Source organism: Streptomyces sp. NPDC048584 (assembly GCF_043199595.1).
Taxonomy (GTDB): domain Bacteria; phylum Actinomycetota; class Actinomycetes; order Streptomycetales; family Streptomycetaceae; genus Streptomyces; species Streptomyces edwardsiae.
The window spans coordinates 52,795-74,764 of record NZ_JBICWF010000005.1 but is presented as its reverse complement, the minus strand read 5'-3'; the positions used below and the strand labels follow the sequence as shown (position 1 = coordinate 74,764).

Genomic DNA, 21,970 nt, shown 5'->3' with positions numbered 1-21,970 from the left:
GGTGTTCGACCCCCGGCGGGGTCAACGCCGGAAGCGTCCGCTCCCATTTCCGGACGGCGTCCCCGGTTCCGGCTTTTTGCCGAATCATTACCGGTAGTCGCTCAACCGTTCGAGCGTGGGCCGCGTCACCCCCAGCGGCGAGGGTTCCGGGTACCCGCATACTCGTCCCTATGACTGCCCGCGCCACCTCCAGCCCCGTCGGCACGGTGACGCGCGGGACCACGAATCCCAACCGGCTGCGCCGCATGGACCGCTGGATCGCGGCCACGCACGGCGCGGAGCTGCGCCGCGCGGCCGACCCCGTCGCGGTCGACCTCGGCTACGGGGCGGCCCCCTGGACGGCGGTCGAGCTGCTGCACCGGCTGCGGACCGTCGCACCCCGCACGCGCGTGACGGGCGTCGAGATCGAACCGGCCCGGGTCGCGGCGGCACGGCCGTACGAGCGCGACGGGCTGACCTTCCGGCACGGCGGCTTCGAGCTCCCGGTGGCCGGGCGGCCGGTACTGGTGCGCGCGGCGAACGTGCTGCGCCAGTACGACGAGGCCGAGGTGGCCGCCGTATGGGCGCGGCTGTGCGGGCGGCTCGCCCCCGGCGGACTGCTGGTCGAGGGGACCTGCGACGAGATCGGGCGCCGGCACGTGTGGGTCGCCCTCGGTCCGGGGGGACCGCGCACCGTCACCTTCGCGACCCGGCTGGGCTCACTGGAACGCCCCTCCGACCTGGCGGAACGCCTGCCGAAGGCGCTCATCCACCGCAACGTCCCGGGTGAGCCGGTGCACGCCTTCCTGCGCGACTTCGACCGCGCGTGGGCGAGCGCGGCGCCCTATGCCTCGTACGGCGCACGGCAGCGGTGGATCCGGGCGGTCCGGGATCTCGTGGCCGCGGGCTGGCCGGTGACGGACGGGCCGGCGCGGTGGCGGCAGGGGGAAGTGACGGTGAGGTGGGAGGCGTTGGCGCCCCGGGGGTGACGCGGTGGATGCCCGCCCGGTGAACCTCTCGTGACAGGCCGGGGCATCGGGAACGATCTCCCTGAGTCGTTCGTCACCCTGACGGGATGATCGCTGTGCCGGGGAATGCCGGGAAGGGGCGGAAGGGAAGTACTCCCTCTGTCGTTTCGCGCGCAGGCATGGCAGCATCCCCCGGGTGACAGGATGTTACTGACGGTTAATCAACGGGGGAGTGAATCATGGGACCGGGCAAGCGCGGGTTGCTCACAGCGGCCGTGACCGTGGTCTGCGCGGTCACCGTACTGGCACTGCCCGGCACGGCGTTCGCGGCTCCCACTCCCCCGCCGCCTCCCGGCACGGCCGCGAGCGTCACCGTGGTCGACGAGGAGGACACGGCGCTCGAGGCCGTACGCGAGAAGCTGGAGAAGCTCTACCGCGAGGCTGCCGTCGCCACCGACGAGTACAACGCCGCCGACGAGAAGGCGCGGGAGCAGTCCGCCCAGATCGTCGCGCTGGCGAAGAAGATCGTCGAGGGCCGGGAGAGACTCGACGAGCTGAAGACCCGCGCGGGCGCCGCGGCAGCCGCCCAGTACCGCGGGGGCGGGCTTCCGCCCGAGGCCCGTCTGATGCTGAGCGACGACCCGCAGGACTTCCTCGACGGCGCCGGCCGGGTCCGCCAGGGGGAGCGCGCGACCAATGGACTGCTCGGGGAACTGACGCGTACGCAGGAGGACTTGGAGCAGTACGCGCAGGACGCCGAAGGGCAGATGAAGAAGCTGGAGGCGGGCCGCAAGGCCAAGGCCACGGCACAGAAGAAGATCGAGAAGCGGATCGAGGAGGCCGAGAAGCTCGAGTCCGCGCTGGCGAAGGAGGAGAAGGAGCGCCTGGCCCGGCTGGAGCGCCGGGCCGCCGAGGCCGCGCAGGCCTCCTGGCTGAGCTCCGGCATCCTCGACGACATCAAGGGCGAGGCGACGCACCAGGGCAAGAAGGCCGTCGCGTACGCCACCGCCCAGATCGGCAAGCCGTACCAGTGGGGCGCCGAGGGGCCGAAGACGTACGACTGCTCCGGACTGACCTCGCAGGCCTGGATATCGGCCGGCCGGGGCATCCCGCGGACGTCACAGGAGCAGTGGAAGCAGCTGACGCACGTCGCGGTCGAGGACATGCGCCCCGGTGACCTGGTCATCTACTTCGGCGACGCCAGCCATGTGGGGATGTACGTCGGCGACGGCACCATCGTCCACGCCCCGCGCCCGGGGCGGACGGTGACGCTCGCGGGGGCCGGATCGATGCCGATCCTCGGGGTGGTACGGCCGGACGCGTAGGCGGACGGGAGGGCCCGCTCCCCCCGGTCGCCCGTGGCCGGCCCCCTGGCCGCCCCCGGCCTGCCCCTCTGGCCGGCCCCTCAACTGCCCGGTGACCTGAGCCACGTGACCCATCGCACGTCGATCTTGGCGCCACACCCCGTGCGGACGTGACGTTCGTCATTCCCGCCGCGTCCACGGCCTGTCCAACTGCGGCAGTAAACGCGGCATATGACAGTGGTCGATGGCGCAGCCGGGTGGTTCACGCCATTCCGCTGCGGCGCCGTCACCCGCTATGGTCCCCGTTCGAAGGGGGCGTCCTTCGCTCGCACACGGAGGTGGGAGCGGGGCACAGGGCCCATGGCCGTCGCCCCCACCGTGCCCTCGGGGGGAGGGAAGGAACCCGGAACCATGCCCGCACCCGTACCGCGGCAGAGAGCGATCCCGGCCGCGGAAGGTGGTCAGGCGCCGGCCGCTTCACCGAACGGCGGCTCCGCCCAGGACTCCTCGGAGACCAGGGCGACGGCCCCCCGCGCGACGGACCCGTCCGAGCACACCACGGACCGGGCCGGCACCGCGCCGGGCGGGTCCGGGACGGCCGCCGCGCACACCACCCTCACCCTGCTGCTGATCGAGGACGACCCCGGCGGGTCGTCGATCGTGCCGGAGCCGGTCGACCAGTCCGGCAGGCCGATCCGCGTCCGCACCGCCCGCAACCTCACCGAGGCCGAGCGGCTGCTGACCGACGACGTGCACTGCATCCTGCTGGACCTGGCGCTGCCCGCGCCGGGCCGGGCGGGCGACGGCGGTGACGAGCTGGCCGTGCTCAAGCACGTCCTGGAGCTCGCACCCCGGCACGCCGTGCTCGCCCTCACCGGAGCCGACGACGCCGAGCGCGGCGCGGAGGCGGTCCGGGTGGGCGCCCAGGACTATCTCGTCCGCGACGAGCTCGACGGCCGGCTGCTGAGCCGGGCGATCCGGTACGCGGTGGAGCGCAAGCGCTCCGACTCGGCCGAGCGGCGCCTCGCGGAGGGCCGCGTGCGCGCCCAGGAGAACCGCCGGCTGGAGCGCGGCCTGCTGCCGACACCGCTGCTGGACGGCTCCCCGCTGCGGTTCGCCGCCCGCTACCGCCCCGGCCGCTCCCGCGCCCTGCTCGGCGGTGACTTCTACGACGTCGTCCGCACCCCGGACGGCACCGTGCACGCCATGATCGGCGACGTCTGCGGGCACGGCCCGGACGAGGCCGCCCTCGGGGTGGAGCTGCGCATCGCCTGGCGCGCGCTGACCCTCGCGGGCCTCTGCGGGGACCAGCTCCTCGGCACGCTGCAGGAGGTGCTGGAGCACGAGCGGTCCGACGACGAGATCTTCGCGACGCTGTGCGCGGTGGACATCGCGCCGGACGGCCGCCGGGCCGGCCTGTGCCTGGCCGGCCACCCGTCACCGCTGCTCGTCCGCCCGGGCATGCCCGCGCGACTGCTGCCGTACGACAACAACGGCCCGGCGCTCGGCCTGCTGCCGGGGGCCCGCTGGCCGCGGACGCAGGTGCAGCTGGGCGGCGAGTGGAGCCTGATGCTCTACACCGACGGTCTGATCGAGGGCCGGGTCGGCGACACCGGGGAGCGGCTCGGCCAGGACGGCATGGTGGAGATGATCCGCCGCCAGCTCTCCGAGGGGCTGCGCGGGGAGGAACTGCTGCGCACCGCCGTCAACGAGGTCCGGGACCTCAACGGCGGCGAGCTGACGGACGACGTGGCCGTCCTGCTGCTGGACCGGGCGGTGTGACGCCCTGGGCCCTGTCGTCACCTTCCCGCCTGCCGCGAAGGTGACGACAGGACTGGGCCTCAGCGGCCGCCGTTGTACGGGCCGTAGGGGCCGTCGCTGCTGGAGCCCTTGCGGGGCCGCCCGCCGCCGGAGAGGCCGCGCAGCGCCGGACGGACGTCGACCATGTACACGATGGTCGCGATCAGTCCGATGATCGGCAGGAACGACAGAATGTTGAAGATCAGGTTCACCACGAAGGCGATGGCCAGGATGATCAGCCAGAACGGCTTGGTCTTCTTGTCCGCCGCACGGTAGGCGTCCTCACGGCGCGTCGCCGCGTCGATCAGCGCGAAACCGCTGAACACGATCAGGGCCATGCTCAGCAGCCACATGAACCCGGCGAAGCCCTGCATCAGCACTACGTCCACCACCCGACTCGGCTCGTCCTCTACGCCGTCACCGTACCCGCATACCCCGGCCGGCTACCCGGACAACGGGCCGGGCACCACGAGAGTGCCCGGCCCGTCGGCCCACTCCTACTTCCCTACTTCGCGGGCGGAGTCGGCTTCTTCGCGGTGTTCTTGCGCACCGGGGCCTTCTTGGCGGCGGCGGGCCTCCTCACCGCGGCCTCGGCGGGCCTGTCGTCCTTGACCTCGACGGGCTCGACCGGCTTGACCGGCCTGACCGGCTCCGGACGGGGCGCGGGCTTCGGCTCGGCCGCCGGCTCGACGGCCACGGCGATGTCCTCGATGCCTTCGGCGGCGTCGCCGCGCCAGGTCTTCACGGCCTGCTCGCCGTGCTCGGCGACCTTCTCGTAGGCCTCCCGGGCCTTGACCGCGTACTCGGCGGCGATGCCGACCCCGCGCAACGCGAGGTCCTGGGCGTTCTCACCGAGCTTCTTCAGGTCCGTGTCGAGCGAGCCGATGAGCTCGCCGACCTTGCTCTGCAGGTTCTCCTGCGTCTCCCGGACCCGGACGGTCGCCCGCTCCTGGACCGCCTTGGGGTCGGTGTTGCGCACGGCCTCGATACGGGCCGGGGCCTCGGTGCGCAGCTGCTCCACCAGGGCGGGCACCTTCTTGGCCTGCTGCAGCGCCAGGTCGGCGGTGCCGGCGGCGAAGTACAGCGGGGTCGGGTCGCTGAAGGTCTTGCGCAGGTCGTCGGTGATGGCCATGGTGATGGTCCTCCCGGATCGTTTCTTTCGGCTGAGGGTTTTATGTGATCCGCCGCGGGCGGCCGGTGCCCTGGTCCGGCTCAGCCGGCCGTCCGCCGCGGATCGCTGTCACTGTCGTCGGTGTCGTCGTCGGCCGGCACGGGCGTCGCCTCACCGTCCTCGTCTCCCGCAAACCCGTTCTCCTTGCGGAACGACTCGTAGATCTGGAGCAGTACGTTCTTCTGCCGCTCGGTCAGCGTGGGGTCGGCGAGGATGACGGCCCGCGTCTCGACCTCGTCGCGGTCGCGCTCGGCGTCGAGGATGCCCGCGCGGACGTACAGCGTCTCGGCGGAGATCCGCAGCGCCTTGGCGACCTGCTGCAGCACCTCCGCGCTCGGCTTGCGCAGCCCGCGCTCGATCTGGCTGAGATACGGATTCGACACCCCGGCGGCATCGGCGAGCTGCCGCAACGACAACTGCGCGTTGCGCCGCTGCTCGCGCAGATACTCACCGAGATTCCCGACGTTGAGCGAGGCCATACCCCCACCCTGCCGCACCCCGCTAACTATTGCAAGCACCTGCTTGCAATAGTGCGCCACGGCACACGCACACACGCGTGACGCTAGCGTGGGCGCATGATCGTATGGATCAACGGGACTCACGGCGCGGGGAAGACGACGGCCGCCGCGCTGGTGCGGCGGTTGCTTCCGGACTCCCGGGTGTTCGACGCCGAGAAGGTCGGCGAGGCGTTGATGGACATCTCGCCGTCGCTGCCCGAGACGGGGAACTTCCAGCACTGGCCGCCGTGGCGGCCGCTCGTCGTCGAGACGGCGCGGCATGTGCTCGACTACACCGGCGGCACCCTGGTGATGCCCATGACCGTGCTCGTCGAGGAGTACTGGCGGGAGATCAGCGCGGGTCTCGACCGGTACGGCATCCCCGTACGCCACTTCGTCCTGCACGCCGACCAGGAGACCCTGCGCGGCCGTATCGCGGGTGACGCCGTCCTGGGCCCCGACTCCCCGTTCCGCCTCGCCCACCTGGAGCCGTACGCGCAGGCGGCCCGTACCTGGCTGCACGCCGAGGCCGAGGTCGTCGACACCACCCGCCTCACCCCCGGCGGGACCGCGCTGCGGATCGCGGAGGCCGTCAGGGGCTGAACGCCCGTTGTCAGTGGCATCGGCGATGATCCCGGGCATGACCGCGACCACCGCCGACGCACCACGCCTCGTGGACGAGGTGCACACCAGCGCCGTCCGGATCGCCCGCGCGCTGGAAGGCGCCGGATACCGGGCGGACTTCACGCCGATGAGCCTGCGGGACCTCGAGCGCTTCATGACCGAACACAGCGACCACGGGATCGCGGTGGAGGGAGGCCTCCTCGCGGCCGGCCTCGGGCCCCGTCTGTTCGCCCTCGGCGCCTATCTCGGGGAGACGGTCCGGCGCAGCGCCGGCGGGAGCTGGGAGGCGGACGACGACGCCCCGCCCGGCGAGGCCGACATCAGACTCCGCCTCCCCGACGGCTCGGTCGTCTGGCCCGTCCAGCGCATACGCAAACGCTTCCGGCACGGCTGCGAGGACAGCCTCGTCGGCTACGCGATGAGCCTGGGCCTGCAACCGGCCCGCCCCCGCCCACGGTGGCGCCGTCGAGCCCGAACGCGGTGAGCACCCCAGGACCGGGACCGTCCTCCGGACCTCGCGAACCGTGGTGACGGCCCGGGCGTGGCGGGAGACTGGACCGTATGACTTCATCGACCGGTGCCGCCGGGAGCGACCTCCGCCTCTACCTCCAGTCCGCCCGTGACGCCCTGCTCTGGAAGCTCGACGGGCTGTCCGAGTACGACGTCCGGCGGCCGATGACGCCGACCGGGACCAATCTGCTCGGGCTGGTGAAGCATGTGGCGGGTGTCGAACTGGGGTATCTGGGCGATACCTTCGGCCGGCCGTCCGGTGAGGCGATGCCGTGGCTCGCGGACGCCGCCGAGACCAACGGGGACATGTGGGCCACCGCCGAGGAGTCCCGGGACGACATCTCCGGCCTGTACCGACGGGCGTGGGCGCACGCGGACGCGACGATCGAGGCGCTGCCGCCGGACACGACCGGCAGGGTGCCGTGGTGGCCGGACGGCAAGGACGAACTGACGCTGCACCACGCCGTGGTCCGGGTCGTCGCCGACACCCAGCGGCACGCCGGGCAGGCCGACATCCTCCGCGAACTCATGGACGGCGCGGCGGGGATGAGCGAGACCGACACCAGCCTGCCGTCGCACGATCCGGCGTGGTGGGCGGCCTACCGGGACCGGCTGGAGCGCATCGCCCGGGAGGCGTGACCGGCCCGCTCGGGAACCGGCCAAGGCCCTTCACCCCGCCGCGCGAGCCCACTCCCCGAGCACCGGAACGCACTTCTCGGCGAAGTACTCGTAATCCTCCGCCGTGTTGTAGACGTGCGCGGACAGCCGTACGTAGCCCACGCCGCCGAAGCTGGTGAACGCCGTCTCCACGCCCAGTTCCGCCGGTGCCCGGTCACGCAGGGCGTCGGCGGCGAGGCGGGTGCCGGCGAGGCCGTCGGGCAGGCGCACCAGCCGCATGCCGGGGACGGGCATGCCGACGTCGACGGAGGCGTCCGTACCGGTCAGTGCGGCGAGCGCGTCGCCCACGACCCGGGCACCGTAGGCGGCCAGCTCGTCCATGTAACGGCGGGCGGCCGCCCACCCCCAGGCCGCGTCGATGAAGTCGAGGGCCGCCGGTGCGGCCAGCGGGCCGGTCGCGTCGACCGTGCCCTGCTGGTCGAAGCGTTCGGGGTACGGATCACCGGCGCCCCACGAGTCGATCAGCGGGTACAGCCCGTCCCGCAGCGGGCCGCGCGCCACCAGGGCCGCGGTACCGCGCGGGGCGCAGCCCCACTTGTGCAGATTGCCCGTCCAGAAGTCGCAGGCCAGCCCCTCGAGCGGCGCGGCGATCAGACCGGGCGCGTGCGCGCCGTCCACGAGCAGCGGGATCCCGCGCCGCCGCAGTTCCGCGCCGATCCGCCGCACCGGCAGCCGGCGGGCGGTGGCCGAGGTGATCTGGTCGAGGACGACCAGCCCGGTGTCCGGGCCGACCTCGGCCAGCACCGCCTCGTACGCCTCCTCCTCACCGGCGTCCAGCGGTACCCCGGCCGTGCGCACCCGGCCGCCCCAGCGGCGGGCCAGCCGTTCGGCGCCCATCGTGACTGCGCCGTAGCCGTGGTCGGTGACGACGATCTCCCCGCCGCCCCGGCGCTCCAGGTTGGCGTACACGACGCTCGCGCCGGCGCTCGCGTTCGGCACCAGGGCGAGGTCACCGGCGTCGGTGCCGAGGAAGGCGGCGAGTTCGGCGCGGGCGGCCGCGAGCCGTCCCGGCAGTTCGGGGAACCACACCACCGGGGCGCTCTCCATCCGCTCCCGCGACTCCCGCTGCCGCTCCTGGGCGGCCAGCGGTACGGCGCCGAAGGAGCCGTGGTTGAGATGGCGCAGCGCGGGGTCCAGCGTCCACGCCCGCGCGGCCGGCCGGCCGTCGGGCAGCAGCAGGGGGCGGGGCGCGGCGGCGACCTCGGACTCGCTCACATGACTCCCATCCGCGACGAACATCAGGACACCCATTCGACACCACCCGCCCGGCCGCCCCGCTTCCGGGGCACAGGTCACCGCCGTACGCACAAAAAAGTGCGTACTTGGCAGTGCGGCCGCGTGCGGCGAACCTGGACCGGGGGACAGGGAAGGAGCGGAGGACGCCCCGGCCGTCAGGAGGCCGGGGCCCCGGTGAGCCGGGCCAGGCGGCGGTGGCCCCAGTCGGACAGCGGTCCGAGCGCCTCGGCGAGCTCACGGCCGAACGCGGTCAGGGAGTAGACCGTCTTCGGCGGCAGTACGTCGTACACCTCGCGGTGCACGAGTCCGTCCGCCTCCATCTCCCGCAGCGCCTGCGTCAGCACCTTCTCGGTGAGGCCGGGCACCTGCCGGCGCAGCGCGGCCGGCCGGTGCGGTCCGGACTCCAGCAGCCACAGCAGCGTGGTCTTCCACTTGCCCTCGATCACGGCGATCGCGGCGGTCACCCCGCAGACGTCCGGATCGTGGCGCCGGTGCACCATGCCATGCCCCTTTCCGTATCAATTGCCTTGGATATTAAGGGAGTCACACCATGACCGACCATCAGCGGCAGCCGTCCGTCACCGTCCTCGGGCTCGGCCCGATGGGCAGGGCGCTGGCCGGCGCCTTCCTGGACGCGGGCCTGCGCACCACCGTCTGGAACCGCACGCCCGGCCGGGACGCCGAGCTGATCGCCCGGGGCGCGGTCCCGGCGTCGTCGCCGCAGGAGGCGGTCGCCGCCGCCCCGCTCACCGTCGTCTGTGTGGTGAACTACGACGCCTCGGACGCCGTACTGCGCGAGGACGCCGTCACCGCCGCGCTCAAGGGCCGTACGGTGGTGAATCTGAGCGCCGACGTCCCCGGCCGCGCCCGCGACACCGCCGACTGGGCCGCCGGGCACGGCATCCGCTACCTGGACGGCGCGATCATGACCCCCACCCCGTCCATCGGCACGGACGAGGCGGTCCTCCTCCTCAGCGGCCCCGAGGAACTGTACCGGGAGCACCGGCCCGTCCTCGCGGCGCTCGGCGGCACCCACACCCACCTCGGGGAGGACATCGGCCGGGCGGCGGCCTACGACATCGCGCTGCTCGACGTCTTCTGGACGGCGATGGCCGGCTACACGCACGCCCTCGCCCTGGCCCGCGCGGAGGGCGTCGCCGCGACGGAACTCGCCCCCTTCGCCCAGGGGATCGCCGCGATCCTGCCGCCGCTGTTCACCGAGTTCGCGGCCGACGCCGACGCGGGCACGTACTCGGGCGAGCTGAACCCGGTCACCTCGGCCGCTTCGACGATGGCCCACGTCGTCCACGCCGCCGAGTCCCATGGCATCGACGCGGGCGTGATGCGCGTGATCGAGGGCCAGGCCCGCCGTGTCATCGCCCTCGGCCACGGCACGGACGGCTTCACCCGTGTCACCGAACTCCTCGCGGGACGCTGACGAGTACTACGGCGCCCGCTCACACCAGGGCGCGGGCGAGGTACGGGTTCGCCGTGGAGCGCAGGGGGAGGCCGAGGGAGCCGATGGCGACGGCCAGGGTCACGGCGTAGGAGTCCACCGCCCGCTTGACGTTGGGCGCGTCCAGGCTCTCGCCGTTGACGATGCGGTCGAGGTCGATGTACGCCGAGCGGACGATCTCCAGGCGGCGGTACACCTGCCAGTCCCTGTGCCAGTCACGGGTGTACGCGGCCGGCAGCCGCTCCTCCCAGCGGCGGAACATCCGGTCCCGGATCTCCGGCCGGGTCGGGGTGAGGTGCATATGGCGGACCAGGTCGTAGAGGGGGTCGCCGATCAGGGCCATCTCCCAGTCGATGATGGTCAGCGCGTAGGAGCCGCCCCGGCGCACCAGGTTCCAGGGGTTGAGGTCGCCGTGCAGCAGGGACGTCTCGCGGTGGCTCACCTCGAACCGGGAGAGGATCTGGTCCAGACGGCCCGCGTCCGGCAGCCCCAGCTGCCGGGCCAGCTGCTGCGACTTCTTGGGCAGCTCCTCGACCAGCAGGACGAGCTGGTCCTTCAGCCGGCGGTGGAAGCCGCGCTCCCCCGCCAGCGGGTCGAGGGGGTGGTAGTTCACGCCGGTCAGCGCGCAGAGCTGGTCGACGAGGCTGTCGGCCTCGTGCGGCAGCAGGCCGTTCACCGGGTGGTTCGGCGCGTGGGCGACGTCGTCGTGCGGGCCCACGTAGGTGTGGACGGCGAAACGGTCGTTGGGGTAGCTCTCGCCCAGCGCCAGGGCGCGCGGTGCCGCGACGTCGACGGGTGTGCGCTCGATGGCACGGAGCACGGCGTGCTCGCTGAGGAAGCTGCGCTCGCGCCGCCGGACTCCGGGCAGCCTGCGCCGTACGACGACGGGTCCCGCGTGGCCCGGAACCCGGACCACGGTGTTGAGGTGCGCGGTGCCCTTGAACACCCGGTTCGCCGGGGCGGCGCCCTCCACCGCGAGGGCGTCCAGGACGGCGGACTCGGGGAAGTCGCCGGGCAGCGGCAGCCGCCGGTCCTGCTGCCAGCCGAAGGCCTGGTCGCGGTCGGGGCCGTCGTGATCGCGGCCCCGGCGGGACGCCAGCCAGCGGAACAGGGCCCGCTCGATCTCCCGCGCACCGGGCACGTTGCTGAGCCGCAGCGGCAGCGCGGCGGCCTCCAGCGCCCGTCGCACCTCCGCCGTCGCCTCGTCGAGGTTCTTCTGGCTGAACGCGTGCTCCAGGGACTGCGCCGCCCGCATCACGTCCGGGAAGACCGACTGGGCGCGCTCGAAGGCCAGGTAGTGCCGCAGATCCTTCGCCAGTCCGCTGACCGCGGCGGGGCGGATGCCCCGCATGGCCTCCTCCCAGGCGTCGATCACCTCGGGCCACTGCTGGGCCGGGTACCGCATGCGCACCAGATGGGTCGCCAGGTCGTGCAGCGGGTCGCCGTAGGTCGCCAGCTCCCAGTCGACGCAGATCAGCGGCGGAGTACCGCCGTAGGAGACGATCACGTTGTCGCGGTGCAGGTCCGCGTGAAGCAGGCTGTACGGCCGCCGGGTCATGGCGGGCACCCGCTCGGCCAGCCGGATCAGGGCGTCCTCCGGAATGCCCAGCGCGGCGAACAGCCCGCCGAAGACGGCCCAGTTGGGCTGCCGGACCTGCCGGTCCGCCAGATGGGCCAGTGTCCGCAGGAAGCCCTGGCTGTCGGTGTCGTTGAAGGGCCAGCCGCGCGGCAGGGGAGGCAGGGCACTGCGCCGGACATCGGCCATCTGCGCGAGCAGCCCGGCCAGTGCCCTGATGAGCAGCTTGTCCACGGGCTTCCCGTTGCCGCAGACGCTGGACAGCGGTACGCCCTCCACATAGCTGTGGAGGGCGAAGCCGTCGCCTTTGGCCAGGCACTGCGGCACATGGGGGAGGACCCCTCTGACCGCGCCGAGGATCTCGTCCTCGTTCTCCCAGGTCCTGATCACCACCGGCAGCGCCTCGGCCCGGCGGATCCGTACCGTCACGGAGGTCCCCGCCTCACGTCCCAGCAGCCGGGCCACCGGCTCGGTCAGCGGCAGTACGTAGTTCTGGTTGTGGTGGCCGCTGTTGGCCGTCCCGTTCCGGGTGGCCTGTTCCATGAAGTCCTGGAGCCGGGCGCGGAACGCGGGAAGGGGTGGTGCGCCCACGGGCCGCTCCGGGAGGTACGAGGGGAGTCACGACTGACGGTACGCATGCGGCCTCCTGCCCCGCACACGGAGCACCCCCCGCCGGTTCGGAGGTGGTGTCACCCGTCTACGGGAGGCCGCCGGGGCCGTTCGAGTCGGCTGTTGTGTCCCTGGGTACGAACGGAGGCGAGCGCTTGCTCAGTCGGTGCGCGAATGCTACAGCACACGGTTCACGCGGAGAGCAGATCCCAGACCGAGTCGAACCACTGCCGCATGCTGTCCACGAAGACGGAACCGGGAGCGGCCGGGTCGTCCGTCTTCTCGTGGTGGGTGAGGGTCGCCCCGAGGCCCAGCACGTCCAGGGCCGTGATCACCTCGTCCGCGTTCAGCTTGAGCGGCCGCTCGATGATCTCGTACATGCCGTGCAGCACCTCGACGGTGTTGAAGAGGTAGAGCTTGAACGTGGGGGTGAGGGGGGTGTGCCGGATCCGGACGTCGACCGAGGGCACCAGCCCCTCCGTCTGCAGGTCCCTGAGCGCCCCCAGCAGTGAGGTGGTGTGCCACTCGGTGATGGTGCGCAGCCGGTCGCGCATACGGGTGTCGTCCGGGTCGTCCTTGACCCGGGGGTAGGGCAGCGGCAGCGTCGAGTCGGGCAGGAGCATGCGGAGCGTGATGCGCTGGGGTGCGATGAAGCCGCCGCGGATGCGCTCCGCCTGCAGCCGGATGTGCATGTCGAGGGACTCGGACGTCAGCGTGTAGACGTCCAGGCTGACTTCGGGCTGCTCGAAGGCCTCGCTGATGAACGGGGCCAGGGTCACCGCGCCGCGCAGCCTCGTGGCCTTGGCCGCCGAGGACTGTATGCGCTGGGTCTTGACCACGCGGGAGCCGCTGCCCTGCCGTGACTCGATCCAGCCCTCGTCGGCCAGTTCCCGCAGGGCCCGCTGCACGGTGTCGCGGGAGACGCCCAGTTCCTCGGCCAGATCGCGCTGCGACGGCAGGAAGGAGCGCAGCGGATACGTGCCTCCCGCCATCCGCCCGCGCAGTTCGTCCGCGACCCGTTCGAACTCCCTGCCACCGCCGCCTTCGCCGGTCTGCTGTCCGTTCATGCGCGGACCGTACCGCTTCCGGTCCGACGGCAAACCGAAATGCACCAACTGGACGGCTTTATTGGACTGTTGGTTAAGGGATCAACCTGGCCGGGAAGACCCCAGTCAGCACAACCAGTCCAATTGGACGGGAAGTTGAGACTTCCCTGAAAGTGGAAGGGAGATGGTCGGATCATGCCCCTGTTCCACATGCTCATGGGACTCGGCGAGCTGTCCCTGGGCCTGCTCGCCCAGACGAGACTGGGCCCCCTCGGTGTGGCACTCCTGTTCTTCCTCGGCGTGTGGATACGGGCACGCCGGGACGGCCCGGCCATCGGGGCGGCGGTGGTGCTCACCGTGCTGATGATCCAGGCCTGAGGTCAGTGCCGGACCAGGCGCAGGACCGGTTCCAGGGAGTCCACCACCGTCTCGGCGCCCGCGTCGTACAGCAGTTTGCCCTTGCGCTCGTTGCGCGCGTAGCCGAGGAACGGGACGCCGGCCGCCTGCGCGGCGAGCAGGTCCGTCGGGGCGTCACCGATCATCAGGGCGTTCTCGGGGGCGGCACCGATGGCGTTGAGGGCCCGGTTGATGCAGTGGGGGTCGGGTTTGAGGTGGTTCAGCTCCTGTGTGCGCCCGTACACATGGGGGGCGAAGCAGGCGCCCAGGCCGCGGGACGCGAGGTACTCGCGCACGACCCGCGGGGAGTTGTTGGTGGCGATGGCCAGCCGGGTGCCCACCGCGGCCCAGGTGCGGATCAGCGGATCGGCGTAGGGGGTGGGCATCGCCGAGACGGTGGCGCGCGATTCCTCCTGGGTGAGCCGCTCCTCCAGCTCCGCGACCAGGTCGCTGCCGGGGTGCCGCCGGTCGACGGCGCGCAGGACGACGTGCGGGTCCAGCAACTCGCGTTCGTCCTCCGTCAGCAGGCCGTGCAGGCCCCGGCTCTCCAGCCAGGTCGCCAGGTCGTTCGCCACCCGTTCCGCGGAATGGCCCGCGAACAGCCGGCAGATGGGGCCGTCGAAGTCCCACAGCACGACACGGGCGTCCTCGATCAGCCGCCGCAGCTCGTTCGGTTCGTCGTCGGTACCGGTCCGCTTCCCGGCTGTCACCGCATCCGTCTGTTTCGTCTCAGGAGTCACTAGGAGAGTGTCAGGTCCGACGTGATGGTTTCCCAGAGGGCGTCGAACCACTTCTGGGATTCCTCCACGAACGCCTGCTCCCGCCGGCCGTCCCGCTTGACGAAGGAGAACAGGAGGGACTGGGAGCCCAGGGCGTCGTACATCTCCAGGGTCTGGCTCTCCCACTCCTCCTCGCGCCGGGTCAGCATGTAGTAGCCGATCAGCGCCTCCTCGCCGTTGAGCAGGTACAGCTTCACCGGCGGGGTGAAGGGGAGCGCCCGGAAGGAGACGCGTACGTCGATGCCGTGGGTGGCGCGCAGCGCGAGCAGGTTGTGGCGCAGCACCCGGGCCTGGGCGTTGCGCATGGACAGCCAGCGCTCGTGGACGGGGTCGCCGTCGTTGTTCTCCCGGCCGTCGACCGGGACCGGGAAGGCCAGGTTGATCTCCCGGGACGGCAGCAGGAGGCGGACGTCGACCGACTCGGGGCGGATACGGCCCTCGTGGATGTGCCGGACGGGTTCGCTCAGTGCCAGCATCAGGCTCTCGGCGGTCAGGCAGACCGCGTCGACGCGCACGTGGGCCGCGGCGAACGCCTCCGTGAGGCGTGGCGCGAGGCCCACCATCGTCGGCTGGGGCTCCTCCCGGGCGGGGGGCGGCGCGGCGATCCGGGGCGGGCTGCCCTTGCCGTGATTGCTGAGCAGGCCGTCCTCCCGGAGGGCGTGCAGGGCCTGGCGAACGGTGCCGCGCTCCACGCCGAACTCCTCGGCCAGCTCCGCCTGGGTGGGCAGCCGGTCACCGGCCTTGAGCTCGCCGGCCCGGATGCGTTCCCGCAGGGTGTCGGCGATCTCCTGGGGAGAGACTCTGCTGCTGCCGTTCACGGCCACGTTCTCCTGGGTCACGACCAAAAGCTACAACTTTGATCCATCTGGCGGGAGTTGTTTGAAAGTTGTTTGTAAGTACTGGCCAAGTGGGGACAACTTAGAGACAGTTGGTTACCAACTCCAGCGAGTTGGTCGGCCGATGGTTCCGCCGCACGCCCGAAGGAGGAACACCCCATGCCCGTCCTCGCCCTCGTCTCCGCCGTCCTGGTCATCACCGTCGAACAGCTCGTCCAGTGGCAGTACGGCGCGGCCGGCATCGTCGGTCTGCTGCTGCTCACCATAGGCATCAGGGCCAACCGGCCGGGACTCAGCTCCGCCGGAGCGGTGCTGCTCGCCCTGCTGGTGGCGAGGCCGGCCCTGTGAGCGGCCGGCGGCGCGGGAGACCTCAGCCGGTGAGCACCAGCTCCGAACTGATCGTCTCCCACAGCGCGTCGAACCACAGCCGGGACTGCTTCACGAACGTGGTGTCCAGCAGGCCCGGCCCCTGCTCGAAGGTGAACAGCATGGACCGGATGCCCTGGGCGTCGTACATCTCCAGGTACTCCTGGTCGATCTGCGCCTTGCTGCGCGCCAGCGTGTAGTAGGCGAACAGCGCCTCCGTGCCGTTGAGCAGATACAGCTTCACCGGCGGGGTGAAGGGGAGCGCCCGGAAGGTGACCCGTACGTCGATGCCGTGGGTGGCGCGCAGCGCGAGCAGGTTGTGGCGGAGCACCTGCCCCTGGGCGTTGCGCTGGGCCAGCCACCGCTCGTGGACCGAACCCTCGGCGCCGTCGGACCCCTCGACCGGCACCGGGAAGGCGAGGTCGATGTTCCGGCCGGGCAGCAGGACCCGCAGGTCGACCTTGGCCGGTTTCAGCCGCCCGGAGTGAATCTGCCGCAGCGGCTCCCCGATGGCGAGGGTGAGGGAGATGGAGGTCAGACAGACGGCGTCGATCTCGACGTGCTCGGCCCCGAAGGCGGCGGCGACCCTGGGCGCGAGGCCCACCGTGGTGGGCAGCGGGGGTGCGGCGGAGCCGGTCAGCGCCCTGCCGGGGTCGGCGGCGACGGTCGCCGGGGCGCCCTTGGAGACGTTCGTGAGCAGCCGCTCGGACTGCAGGATGCGCAGCGCCTGGCGCACCGCGGGGCGCTCCACACCGAATTCGGCGGCCAGCTGGGCCTGGGTGGGCATGCGCTGGCCCGGCCGCAGCACCCCGGTCCTGATCCGGGTGCGCAGCTCGTCGGCCACCTCGCGATGTGTCGGCTGTGGCCGCTGGGGCTTCTCCCGACCAGTGGCGGAGTCGTGTTCCGGGTCCACAGCCAAACACTACAACTTCCCGCCATCTTCGGGCAGTTCAGTGAAGGGTGGTTATAGGACTCTTCCAAGTGGCTATAACTAAGGAGAAGTTGGCTGCCAACTCAGACAACCTGGTTGATTCCCGCAGGGGTTGGCCATCAGGAGACGGGTGGGCGGCCGTGAACACCTAGGGGGACCGCCATGCCGCTCATCGCCATCGTCCTCGCAGCGCTGGCCATCGGGTTCGAGCAACTCGTCCAGTGGAAGTACGGACCGATGGGAATCATCGCCTTCGTCGCCCTCACCGTGGGCATCAAGGCACGCAACACCCTGGTCAGCGGCATCGGCGCGGTCATCCTCGTGATGCTGCTCGCCCAGTCCGGCTGACAGCACACCGTACGGACCGCCGGCCGGACTCCCTTCCGGAGGGGAGCCGGGAGCCCTGCCGACGGGCACCACCCGCACAACAACCACAACCGAACAGCTCGCTACGGATGAGAACCCACCCGTCGTCGGCGGAAGGAGGCAGGGGGTACAGGCGCGGGAGCGACCGCGCTCAGAACACGTCCGGGCACCACGGTCGCCTGGAAGTACGCAGCAGGGCGTCGGCCTGACGGGCGGCGCCCGCTCGTTCTTCCCGGACCCGGCCGAGCGCCGCCAGCCGCACCGCCGACTCGTCACCGAGCCACAGCACGGCCAACTCGGCGACGTCCAGGGACAGATCGGCACTCCCGACGGCCGGCCCACAGACCCCGGTCCCGTCCTCGGACACCTCCAGCCGGTAACGCCCCGCCGCCGGCCCCGACCGGTCGGCCACCTCCAGCACCAGCGACCCCGCGCCCTCGTACGTCCGCGCCTCCAGGGCCCGTACGACGTCCAGGATCCGTACCCACAGCCAGTCCGCCTGTGTGGTCACGGCGGCCGCGCGCGGGTCCGGCAGAAAGTGCGGGAGCAGGTCGTCCGGCGCCCGCCAGCCGCTCTTCACCCTCACCACCCAGTCGATGGAACACAGGTACAGCCACAGCGCGCGCTCGGCGGCCGGGGTCACCCCGGTCAGCCACTTCACCTGTGCCGTGTTCAGCGGCTGCTTGGCGTCGGTCCACTCGTCGTCGACGGTGTAGGCGGCCATGCCCTCCACCTCGCCGGCGGCCGAGCGGTACACCACGTAGTACGGCTCCTTGAAGGCCGGCCAGAAGCGCACCGCCCCGGTCGTCACCCGCCACCACAGCTCGTCCCGGCTGACCACGCCCGGCTGGGTACGGCGCAGCCGCTCATGCAGCTCGGGGCCCAGCTTGCGGACGTCCTCGGCGTCCACCAGGTCGACCCGGCCGCCGTCCTCCGGGCCCGCCCGGCGCGGGTCGAGACCGGCGCGCGGCACGTCGATCGTCCACTCGGCCGTCGAGGTGGCCGGGCCGAAGCCGTACCGTCCGTAGATCGGGTACTCGGCCGCGATCAGCGTCGCCACGACGTCCCCGCGCTCCTTCGCGGCGGCGAGGTCGCGCTCCATCATGCGGGTCAGCAGTCCGCGCCGGCGGTGGGTGGCGCTCACGGTGACGTTGGTGACGGCGTCGGCGGGCACGGTCGCCCCGCCGACCACCGTCAGCTCCTGTGCGAACGAACGGAACGTCGCCACGCACCGCCCGCCGTCGAAGGCCCCGACCGACCGGCCGGGAGTGAACTGCTCCCGGCGCGCGTCGAGGATCTCCTCGGACAGGCTGGGCTCCCGCAGGAACCCCACGTTCATCGCCCGTTGCCAGTCGGCGAACTCGGACTCGGTGATCGGACGTACGTCGACGCCGGCGCGGGAGGTCATGACCTCACGGTAGGTCGGCCCCGCGCCGGGTGTCGAAGAGGTTTTCCCCGACCGTCCTCAGACCAGGAGGTCGTCGACCTGTGCCTCCCCGTCCCGGTACCGGCGCGCGATCTCCGCGCCGCACTCGTCCGCCGTACGCTGCAGCCGCTGCCGCCGCCGGGACACCTGCTGCTCGTACCGCACCAGCCGCCCCATCGCCGTGTTCAGCTCCCCGTCGGTGCGGGCGCCCAGGTCGGACAGCTCCACCTCGGCGAGCATCTCGGCCGCCAGCCGCCGGTACTCCTCGCTCCGCGGCGTCCCCAGCGTGACGTGCCGGGCGGAGGAGCGGTGCCGGGCCGGGGTGTCCCGCAGGATCTCCCCCAGCCGCTCGATCACGGACGCCTCCGCGCGCGCGACGACCGACGGCGTCTCCCGCGGCAGCCGCCGGGCCAGTTCCGCCCGCAGGATGTCGATCCGCCCCTGCAGCAGCCGCCGTACATAACTCAGGTCGGTCTCGTCGCGCTGCGCGTCCCGGCGCACCGCCCGCAGTTCGGCCAGGCCGAGCACGAACAGGTCGTGCACCGCCCGGTCCTCGGGCAGCACCGGACTGTCCGTGCGCTGTGTGGGCGGCCGGCCGAACTCCCGCTCCCCGGTGCCCGACTGGGTCGACGCGACAGCCGCGCGCGGCTGTCCGATCCCCGGTGTGCTCATATGCCTCAACCGTCCCCTCGACCGGCATGTGCCAGCATCGTGCCACCCCAAGCGGTCCCATTGTGAGCGAGTGCCCCCGATCCGCCCCAGATGGGCGGTAAGGAGTAAAAATAGCCCGACCGGGGCCCCTCGTGGGCCGCCGTCGGCCGTCTGTTCCCCGACCGGCATGATGGTCGTATGCGAGCAGTGGTACAGCGGGTCGACAGCGCGAGCGTGGTCGTGGACGGCGAGACGGTGGGGGCGATCGAGGGCGAGGGACTGTGCGTCCTCGTCGGCGTCACCCACGACGACACCATGGAGAAGGCGGCGCAGCTCGCCCGCAAGCTCTGGTCGGTCCGGATGCTCCAGGACGAGAAGTCCTGCAGCGACATCGGCGCCCCGCTGCTGGTGATCAGCCAGTTCACCCTTTACGGCGATGCCCGCAAGGGCCGTCGCCCCACCTGGAACGCCGCCGCGCCCGGCGATCTCGCCGAGCCGCTGGTCGACGAGGTGGTCACGCGGCTGCGCGCGCTGGGCGCGACGGTGGCGACGGGCCGCTTCGGGGCGAAGATGCGGGTGTCGCTGACCAACGACGGCCCGTTCACCGTGCTGCTGGAGATCTGAGCCGTACGGCTCAGGGCTCGACGACGGTCTCCTGGGCCGCCGCGGTGTCCCCCGCGAGCAGCCGGGCGTCCACCGGCACGTTCCGCTTCACCAGCGCCAGCGCGACGGGGCCCAGCTCGTGGTGGCGTACGGACGTCGTGATGAAGCCGATCTTCCGCCCGTCCGGACCGTCTTCGGCGAGCCGGATCCCGGTCCCGGCCGGCGGCAGATGGACCTCGCTGCCGTCCAGGTGCAGGAAAACGAGGCGGCGCGGCGGCTTCCCCAGGTTCTGCACCCGGGCGACCGTCTCCTGGCCCCGGTAGCAGCCCTTCTGCAGATGCACGGCGGTGCCGATCCAGCCCAGCTCGTGCGGGATGGTGCGGTGGTCGGTCTCGAAGCCGACCCGCGGCCGGTGCTGCTCGACCCGCAGCGCCTCGTAGGCGAGGATCCCGGCGGCCGGCCCGGTCTTGCCGGTGTACGACTCCAGATCGGCGCGCGGCAGGAACACGTCCCGCCCGTACGGTGTCTCGCGGACGACGACGCCCTCGGGCACGTCCGCGATGGACCCGGCCGGCAGATGCACCACGGCGGTGTCGGCGGTGCGGTCGGCGACCTCGACCCGGTAGAAGAACTTCATCGACTCCAGGTAGGAGATCAGCGCCTCCTGGCTGCCGGGTTCGACATGCGCCCAGACCGTCTCCCCGTCGTCGACCAGATAGAGCGCGTGCTCGATGTGGCCGTTCGCGGAAAGTATCAGCGCCTCGGTGGCCCGGTGCGGCGGGAGGTCCGTGACGTGCTGGGTGAGCAGCAGATGCAGCCAGGTCAGCCGGTCGGAGCCGGACACGGTGACGACCCCACGGTGGGACAGGTCGACGAAACCGGAACCGTCGGCGAGGGCGCGCTGCTCGCGGAACAGGTCGCCGTAGTGGGCGGCCACGCCTTCGTCCACGCCCTCGGCGGGGACGGCGCCGGGCAGGGTCAGCAGGGGGCTCTTCATATGCCTAGCCTACGACTCGGTAGTTGAACCCTTCGGGTCGCAGTCCTCGCACCGTCCGAAGATCGCGAAGTGCTTCATGTCGGTGTCGAACCCGAACTGCTCGCGCAGCTTCGCCATGAACTCGGCGGCCACGGACACATCCGCCTCGATCACGTTCGTACAGTCCCGGCAGACCAGGTGGATGTGGTGGTGCCGGTCGGCGAGGTGGTACGTCGGCGCCCCGTGACCGAGGTGGGCATGGCTGACGAGGCCGAGCTCCTCGAGGAGCTCCAGGGTGCGGTACACGGTGGAGATGTTGACCCCCGACGCCGTCTTCCGTACTTCGCAGAGGATGTCGTCGGGGGTCGCGTGTTCGAGGGTGTCCACGGCTTCGAGCACCAGCTGCCGCTGCGGGGTCAGCCGGTAGCCGCGCTGCCTGAGGTCGCTCTTCCAGTCGGTGCTCACCACACCGACGAGTCTAGGGCCTGTCCGGCGGAGCAGGCCGGAGGAAGCCGGCGGCTCATCGCAGCCCGGGTCTCCGGCGTGATCCGCCGGACAGGCCCTATGGGCTACTTGAAGAAAGCGATGCCGTCGTCGGGCATGTCGTCGGGCAGGGCCTTGGCCCAGCGCTCGACCTCCTCCGGCGTGACGACCTTCTTCAGGTGCGCCGACATGTAGGGGCGCAGCTCGACCTCGGGGGTCTGCTTCTCGCCGACCCACATCAGGTCGCTCTTGACGTAGCCGTACAGCCGCTTGCCGCCGGTGTAGGGGCCCGAGGCGGCCGTGCGCGCCACCGCGTCCGTGACCAGGTCGATCTGCGGCTTCCGGTCGGCCAGTTCGCCGTACCAGATCTCGATGACGCCGTTGTCGCGGGTCATCGTCACCTCGACCTTGCGGTCCGCGTCGATACGCCAGAAGCCGTGCTCGGACTCCAGCGGACGGATCTTGTCGCCTTCGCCGTCCAGCACCCAGGTGTGGGAGGCGTACTCAAGGAAGTCCCGGCCGTCGTGGCGGAAGGTGACCTCCTGGCCGAAGTTGCACTTCTCGGCGCCCGGGAAGTCGTGCACGCCCGCGCCGGCCCAGTCGCCGAGCAGGAAGGCGAGCGGGACGAGGTCCTTGTGCAGGTCGGACGGGATCTCGATCATGAGCGGTACTTCCTGGCGTCGGTGATCAGCGCTGGCCCTGG

The 21,970-nt window shown here is 71.7% G+C and carries 26 protein-coding genes; 11 read left to right on the top strand and 15 right to left on the bottom strand.

The features are described 5' to 3' along the window. Positions 1–170 precede the first annotated feature (170 nt). The 3 genes from ACGFR9_RS12970 (at position 171) to ACGFR9_RS12960 (ending at position 4,033) form a co-directional block, all read left to right on the top strand. Positions 171–968 (top strand): class I SAM-dependent methyltransferase, encoded by a 798-nt coding sequence (locus ACGFR9_RS12970; RefSeq protein WP_393206519.1) that lies wholly within the window; start codon positions 171–173, stop codon positions 966–968. A gap of 218 nt (positions 969–1,186) precedes the next feature. Beyond that, complete coding sequence (locus ACGFR9_RS12965; RefSeq protein WP_393206516.1) at positions 1,187–2,272, top strand: NlpC/P60 family protein; 1,086 nt, start codon at positions 1,187–1,189, stop codon at positions 2,270–2,272. A gap of 390 nt (positions 2,273–2,662) precedes the next feature. Further along, entirely contained in the window at positions 2,663–4,033 is a 1,371-nt protein-coding gene (locus tag ACGFR9_RS12960) for a PP2C family protein-serine/threonine phosphatase (protein WP_393206513.1), read from the top strand. 59 nt (positions 4,034–4,092) lie between these two features. Here the strand turns inward: ACGFR9_RS12960 and ACGFR9_RS12955 are convergent, their stop codons facing one another. From ACGFR9_RS12955 to ACGFR9_RS12945, 3 genes are all read right to left on the bottom strand, one after another. Then, a complete protein-coding gene (locus tag ACGFR9_RS12955; RefSeq protein ID WP_393207509.1) occupies positions 4,093–4,425 on the bottom strand; it encodes a DUF2516 family protein in 333 nt (110 codons plus the stop codon). Between the two features lie 131 nt (positions 4,426–4,556). Beyond that, entirely contained in the window at positions 4,557–5,183 is a 627-nt protein-coding gene (locus ACGFR9_RS12950; RefSeq protein WP_393206510.1) for a hypothetical protein, read from the bottom strand. 80 nt (positions 5,184–5,263) lie between these two features. Beyond that, on the bottom strand, positions 5,264–5,701 hold the full coding sequence (locus ACGFR9_RS12945) for a helix-turn-helix domain-containing protein (protein WP_393206507.1): 438 nt from the start codon (positions 5,699–5,701) through the stop codon (positions 5,264–5,266). Between the two features lie 96 nt (positions 5,702–5,797). Between ACGFR9_RS12945 and ACGFR9_RS12940 the strand changes: the two genes are divergently transcribed. The 3 genes from ACGFR9_RS12940 (at position 5,798) to ACGFR9_RS12930 (ending at position 7,492) form a co-directional block, all read left to right on the top strand. After that, positions 5,798–6,322 carry an AAA family ATPase gene (locus tag ACGFR9_RS12940; RefSeq protein ID WP_393206504.1) on the top strand — a complete coding sequence of 175 codons (525 nt, stop codon included), beginning with the start codon at positions 5,798–5,800 and terminating at the stop codon, positions 6,320–6,322. Between the two features lie 37 nt (positions 6,323–6,359). Further along, on the top strand, positions 6,360–6,827 hold the full coding sequence (locus tag ACGFR9_RS12935) for a hypothetical protein (RefSeq protein ID WP_393206501.1): 468 nt from the start codon (positions 6,360–6,362) through the stop codon (positions 6,825–6,827). A 77-nt stretch (positions 6,828–6,904) separates the two neighbouring features. Further along, complete coding sequence (locus ACGFR9_RS12930; protein WP_393206498.1) at positions 6,905–7,492, top strand: DinB family protein; 588 nt, start codon at positions 6,905–6,907, stop codon at positions 7,490–7,492. Between the two features lie 30 nt (positions 7,493–7,522). On the opposite strand, the gene ACGFR9_RS12925 is transcribed toward ACGFR9_RS12930, so the two are convergent. Both ACGFR9_RS12925 and ACGFR9_RS12920 read right to left on the bottom strand, forming a co-directional pair. Next, complete coding sequence (locus ACGFR9_RS12925) at positions 7,523–8,746, bottom strand: aminotransferase class V-fold PLP-dependent enzyme (RefSeq protein ID WP_393206495.1); 1,224 nt, start codon at positions 8,744–8,746, stop codon at positions 7,523–7,525. Positions 8,747–8,922: 176 nt separating this feature from the next. Continuing rightward, positions 8,923–9,267: a winged helix-turn-helix transcriptional regulator gene (locus tag ACGFR9_RS12920; RefSeq protein ID WP_393206492.1), complete on the bottom strand. Its 345-nt coding sequence runs from the start codon at positions 9,265–9,267 to the stop codon at positions 8,923–8,925. A 50-nt stretch (positions 9,268–9,317) separates the two neighbouring features. Here ACGFR9_RS12920 and ACGFR9_RS12915 point away from each other — a divergent pair, with 50 nt between their 5' ends. Then, the gene (locus ACGFR9_RS12915) at positions 9,318–10,205 is read left to right on the top strand and encodes an NAD(P)-dependent oxidoreductase (protein ID WP_393206489.1); all 888 of its coding nucleotides are present in this window, start codon (positions 9,318–9,320) and stop codon (positions 10,203–10,205) included. Between the two features lie 19 nt (positions 10,206–10,224). Here ACGFR9_RS12915 and ACGFR9_RS12910 read toward each other — a convergent pair whose 3' ends face one another. Together ACGFR9_RS12910 and ACGFR9_RS12905 are read right to left on the bottom strand one after the other, a co-directional pair. Beyond that, positions 10,225–12,342: a phosphotransferase gene (locus ACGFR9_RS12910; RefSeq protein ID WP_393207506.1), complete on the bottom strand. Its 2,118-nt coding sequence runs from the start codon at positions 12,340–12,342 to the stop codon at positions 10,225–10,227. A 257-nt stretch (positions 12,343–12,599) separates the two neighbouring features. Continuing rightward, positions 12,600–13,475, bottom strand: coding sequence for a winged helix-turn-helix domain-containing protein (locus ACGFR9_RS12905; RefSeq protein ID WP_030223530.1), 876 nt, complete (start codon positions 13,473–13,475; stop codon positions 12,600–12,602). 174 nt (positions 13,476–13,649) lie between these two features. On the opposite strand from ACGFR9_RS12905, the gene ACGFR9_RS12900 reads away from it, so the two are divergent. Continuing rightward, positions 13,650–13,832: a hypothetical protein gene (locus ACGFR9_RS12900; RefSeq protein ID WP_393206486.1), complete on the top strand. Its 183-nt coding sequence runs from the start codon at positions 13,650–13,652 to the stop codon at positions 13,830–13,832. Between the two features lie 2 nt (positions 13,833–13,834). Here ACGFR9_RS12900 and ACGFR9_RS12895 read toward each other — a convergent pair whose 3' ends face one another. Further along, the gene (locus tag ACGFR9_RS12895; protein WP_393206483.1) at positions 13,835–14,641 is read right to left on the bottom strand and encodes an HAD family hydrolase; all 807 of its coding nucleotides are present in this window, start codon (positions 14,639–14,641) and stop codon (positions 13,835–13,837) included. Then, positions 14,590–15,474: a winged helix-turn-helix domain-containing protein gene (locus tag ACGFR9_RS12890; RefSeq protein WP_393206480.1), complete on the bottom strand. Its 885-nt coding sequence runs from the start codon at positions 15,472–15,474 to the stop codon at positions 14,590–14,592. Before ACGFR9_RS12890 ends, ACGFR9_RS12895 begins: the two co-directional genes overlap by 52 nt. Before the next feature lie 150 nt (positions 15,475–15,624). Here ACGFR9_RS12890 and ACGFR9_RS12885 point away from each other — a divergent pair, with 150 nt between their 5' ends. Next, positions 15,625–15,813, top strand: a complete 189-nt coding sequence (locus ACGFR9_RS12885; protein ID WP_030223537.1) for a hypothetical protein — start codon at positions 15,625–15,627, stop codon at positions 15,811–15,813. Between the two features lie 22 nt (positions 15,814–15,835). Here the strand turns inward: ACGFR9_RS12885 and ACGFR9_RS12880 are convergent, their stop codons facing one another. Then, complete coding sequence (locus tag ACGFR9_RS12880; RefSeq protein ID WP_393206477.1) at positions 15,836–16,750, bottom strand: FadR/GntR family transcriptional regulator; 915 nt, start codon at positions 16,748–16,750, stop codon at positions 15,836–15,838. Positions 16,751–16,924: 174 nt separating this feature from the next. On the opposite strand from ACGFR9_RS12880, the gene ACGFR9_RS12875 reads away from it, so the two are divergent. Then, positions 16,925–17,110: a hypothetical protein gene (locus ACGFR9_RS12875; protein WP_030223540.1), complete on the top strand. Its 186-nt coding sequence runs from the start codon at positions 16,925–16,927 to the stop codon at positions 17,108–17,110. Positions 17,111–17,279: 169 nt separating this feature from the next. Here ACGFR9_RS12875 and ACGFR9_RS12870 read toward each other — a convergent pair whose 3' ends face one another. Both ACGFR9_RS12870 and ACGFR9_RS12865 read right to left on the bottom strand, forming a co-directional pair. Beyond that, positions 17,280–18,536 carry a GNAT family N-acetyltransferase gene (locus ACGFR9_RS12870; protein WP_393206474.1) on the bottom strand — a complete coding sequence of 419 codons (1,257 nt, stop codon included), beginning with the start codon at positions 18,534–18,536 and terminating at the stop codon, positions 17,280–17,282. Between the two features lie 57 nt (positions 18,537–18,593). Continuing rightward, positions 18,594–19,226: an aerial mycelium formation protein gene (locus tag ACGFR9_RS12865; RefSeq protein ID WP_393206471.1), complete on the bottom strand. Its 633-nt coding sequence runs from the start codon at positions 19,224–19,226 to the stop codon at positions 18,594–18,596. A gap of 177 nt (positions 19,227–19,403) precedes the next feature. Here ACGFR9_RS12865 and dtd point away from each other — a divergent pair, with 177 nt between their 5' ends. Next, positions 19,404–19,829 (top strand): D-aminoacyl-tRNA deacylase, encoded by a 426-nt coding sequence (gene dtd, locus ACGFR9_RS12860; protein WP_393206468.1) that lies wholly within the window; start codon positions 19,404–19,406, stop codon positions 19,827–19,829. Positions 19,830–19,839: 10 nt separating this feature from the next. On the opposite strand, the gene ACGFR9_RS12855 is transcribed toward dtd, so the two are convergent. The 3 genes from ACGFR9_RS12855 to ACGFR9_RS12845 all read right to left on the bottom strand — a co-directional run bounded on the left by ACGFR9_RS12855 (position 19,840) and on the right by ACGFR9_RS12845 (position 21,929). Further along, positions 19,840–20,805, bottom strand: coding sequence for a YgfZ/GcvT domain-containing protein (locus ACGFR9_RS12855; RefSeq protein ID WP_393206465.1), 966 nt, complete (start codon positions 20,803–20,805; stop codon positions 19,840–19,842). Positions 20,806–20,814: 9 nt separating this feature from the next. Then, positions 20,815–21,252: a Fur family transcriptional regulator gene (locus ACGFR9_RS12850; protein WP_393206462.1), complete on the bottom strand. Its 438-nt coding sequence runs from the start codon at positions 21,250–21,252 to the stop codon at positions 20,815–20,817. Between the two features lie 101 nt (positions 21,253–21,353). Next, positions 21,354–21,929, bottom strand: a complete 576-nt coding sequence (locus ACGFR9_RS12845) for an FABP family protein (RefSeq protein ID WP_393206459.1) — start codon at positions 21,927–21,929, stop codon at positions 21,354–21,356. Positions 21,930–21,970 lie beyond the last annotated feature (41 nt).

Coding starts and splice junctions, on each gene's coding strand:
- ACGFR9_RS12900 (WP_393206486.1), top strand. CDS start 13,650: ATGCCCCTGTTCCACATGCTCATGGGACTCGGCGAGCTGTCCCTGGGC.
- ACGFR9_RS12945 (WP_393206507.1), bottom strand. CDS start 5,701: ATGGCCTCGCTCAACGTCGGGAATCTCGGTGAGTATCTGCGCGAGCAG.
- ACGFR9_RS12905 (WP_030223530.1), bottom strand. CDS start 13,475: ATGAACGGACAGCAGACCGGCGAAGGCGGCGGTGGCAGGGAGTTCGAA.
- ACGFR9_RS12870 (WP_393206474.1), bottom strand. CDS start 18,536: ATGACCTCCCGCGCCGGCGTCGACGTACGTCCGATCACCGAGTCCGAG.
- dtd (WP_393206468.1), top strand. CDS start 19,404: ATGCGAGCAGTGGTACAGCGGGTCGACAGCGCGAGCGTGGTCGTGGAC.
- ACGFR9_RS12930 (WP_393206498.1), top strand. CDS start 6,905: ATGACTTCATCGACCGGTGCCGCCGGGAGCGACCTCCGCCTCTACCTC.
- ACGFR9_RS12885 (WP_030223537.1), top strand. CDS start 15,625: ATGCCCGTCCTCGCCCTCGTCTCCGCCGTCCTGGTCATCACCGTCGAA.
- ACGFR9_RS12935 (WP_393206501.1), top strand. CDS start 6,360: ATGACCGCGACCACCGCCGACGCACCACGCCTCGTGGACGAGGTGCAC.
- ACGFR9_RS12965 (WP_393206516.1), top strand. CDS start 1,187: ATGGGACCGGGCAAGCGCGGGTTGCTCACAGCGGCCGTGACCGTGGTC.
- ACGFR9_RS12950 (WP_393206510.1), bottom strand. CDS start 5,183: ATGGCCATCACCGACGACCTGCGCAAGACCTTCAGCGACCCGACCCCG.
- ACGFR9_RS12865 (WP_393206471.1), bottom strand. CDS start 19,226: ATGAGCACACCGGGGATCGGACAGCCGCGCGCGGCTGTCGCGTCGACC.
- ACGFR9_RS12940 (WP_393206504.1), top strand. CDS start 5,798: ATGATCGTATGGATCAACGGGACTCACGGCGCGGGGAAGACGACGGCC.
- ACGFR9_RS12915 (WP_393206489.1), top strand. CDS start 9,318: ATGACCGACCATCAGCGGCAGCCGTCCGTCACCGTCCTCGGGCTCGGC.
- ACGFR9_RS12960 (WP_393206513.1), top strand. CDS start 2,663: ATGCCCGCACCCGTACCGCGGCAGAGAGCGATCCCGGCCGCGGAAGGT.
- ACGFR9_RS12955 (WP_393207509.1), bottom strand. CDS start 4,425: ATGCAGGGCTTCGCCGGGTTCATGTGGCTGCTGAGCATGGCCCTGATC.
- ACGFR9_RS12845 (WP_393206459.1), bottom strand. CDS start 21,929: ATGATCGAGATCCCGTCCGACCTGCACAAGGACCTCGTCCCGCTCGCC.
- ACGFR9_RS12920 (WP_393206492.1), bottom strand. CDS start 9,267: ATGGTGCACCGGCGCCACGATCCGGACGTCTGCGGGGTGACCGCCGCG.
- ACGFR9_RS12910 (WP_393207506.1), bottom strand. CDS start 12,342: ATGGAACAGGCCACCCGGAACGGGACGGCCAACAGCGGCCACCACAAC.
- ACGFR9_RS12875 (WP_030223540.1), top strand. CDS start 16,925: ATGCCGCTCATCGCCATCGTCCTCGCAGCGCTGGCCATCGGGTTCGAG.
- ACGFR9_RS12970 (WP_393206519.1), top strand. CDS start 171: ATGACTGCCCGCGCCACCTCCAGCCCCGTCGGCACGGTGACGCGCGGG.
- ACGFR9_RS12855 (WP_393206465.1), bottom strand. CDS start 20,805: ATGAAGAGCCCCCTGCTGACCCTGCCCGGCGCCGTCCCCGCCGAGGGC.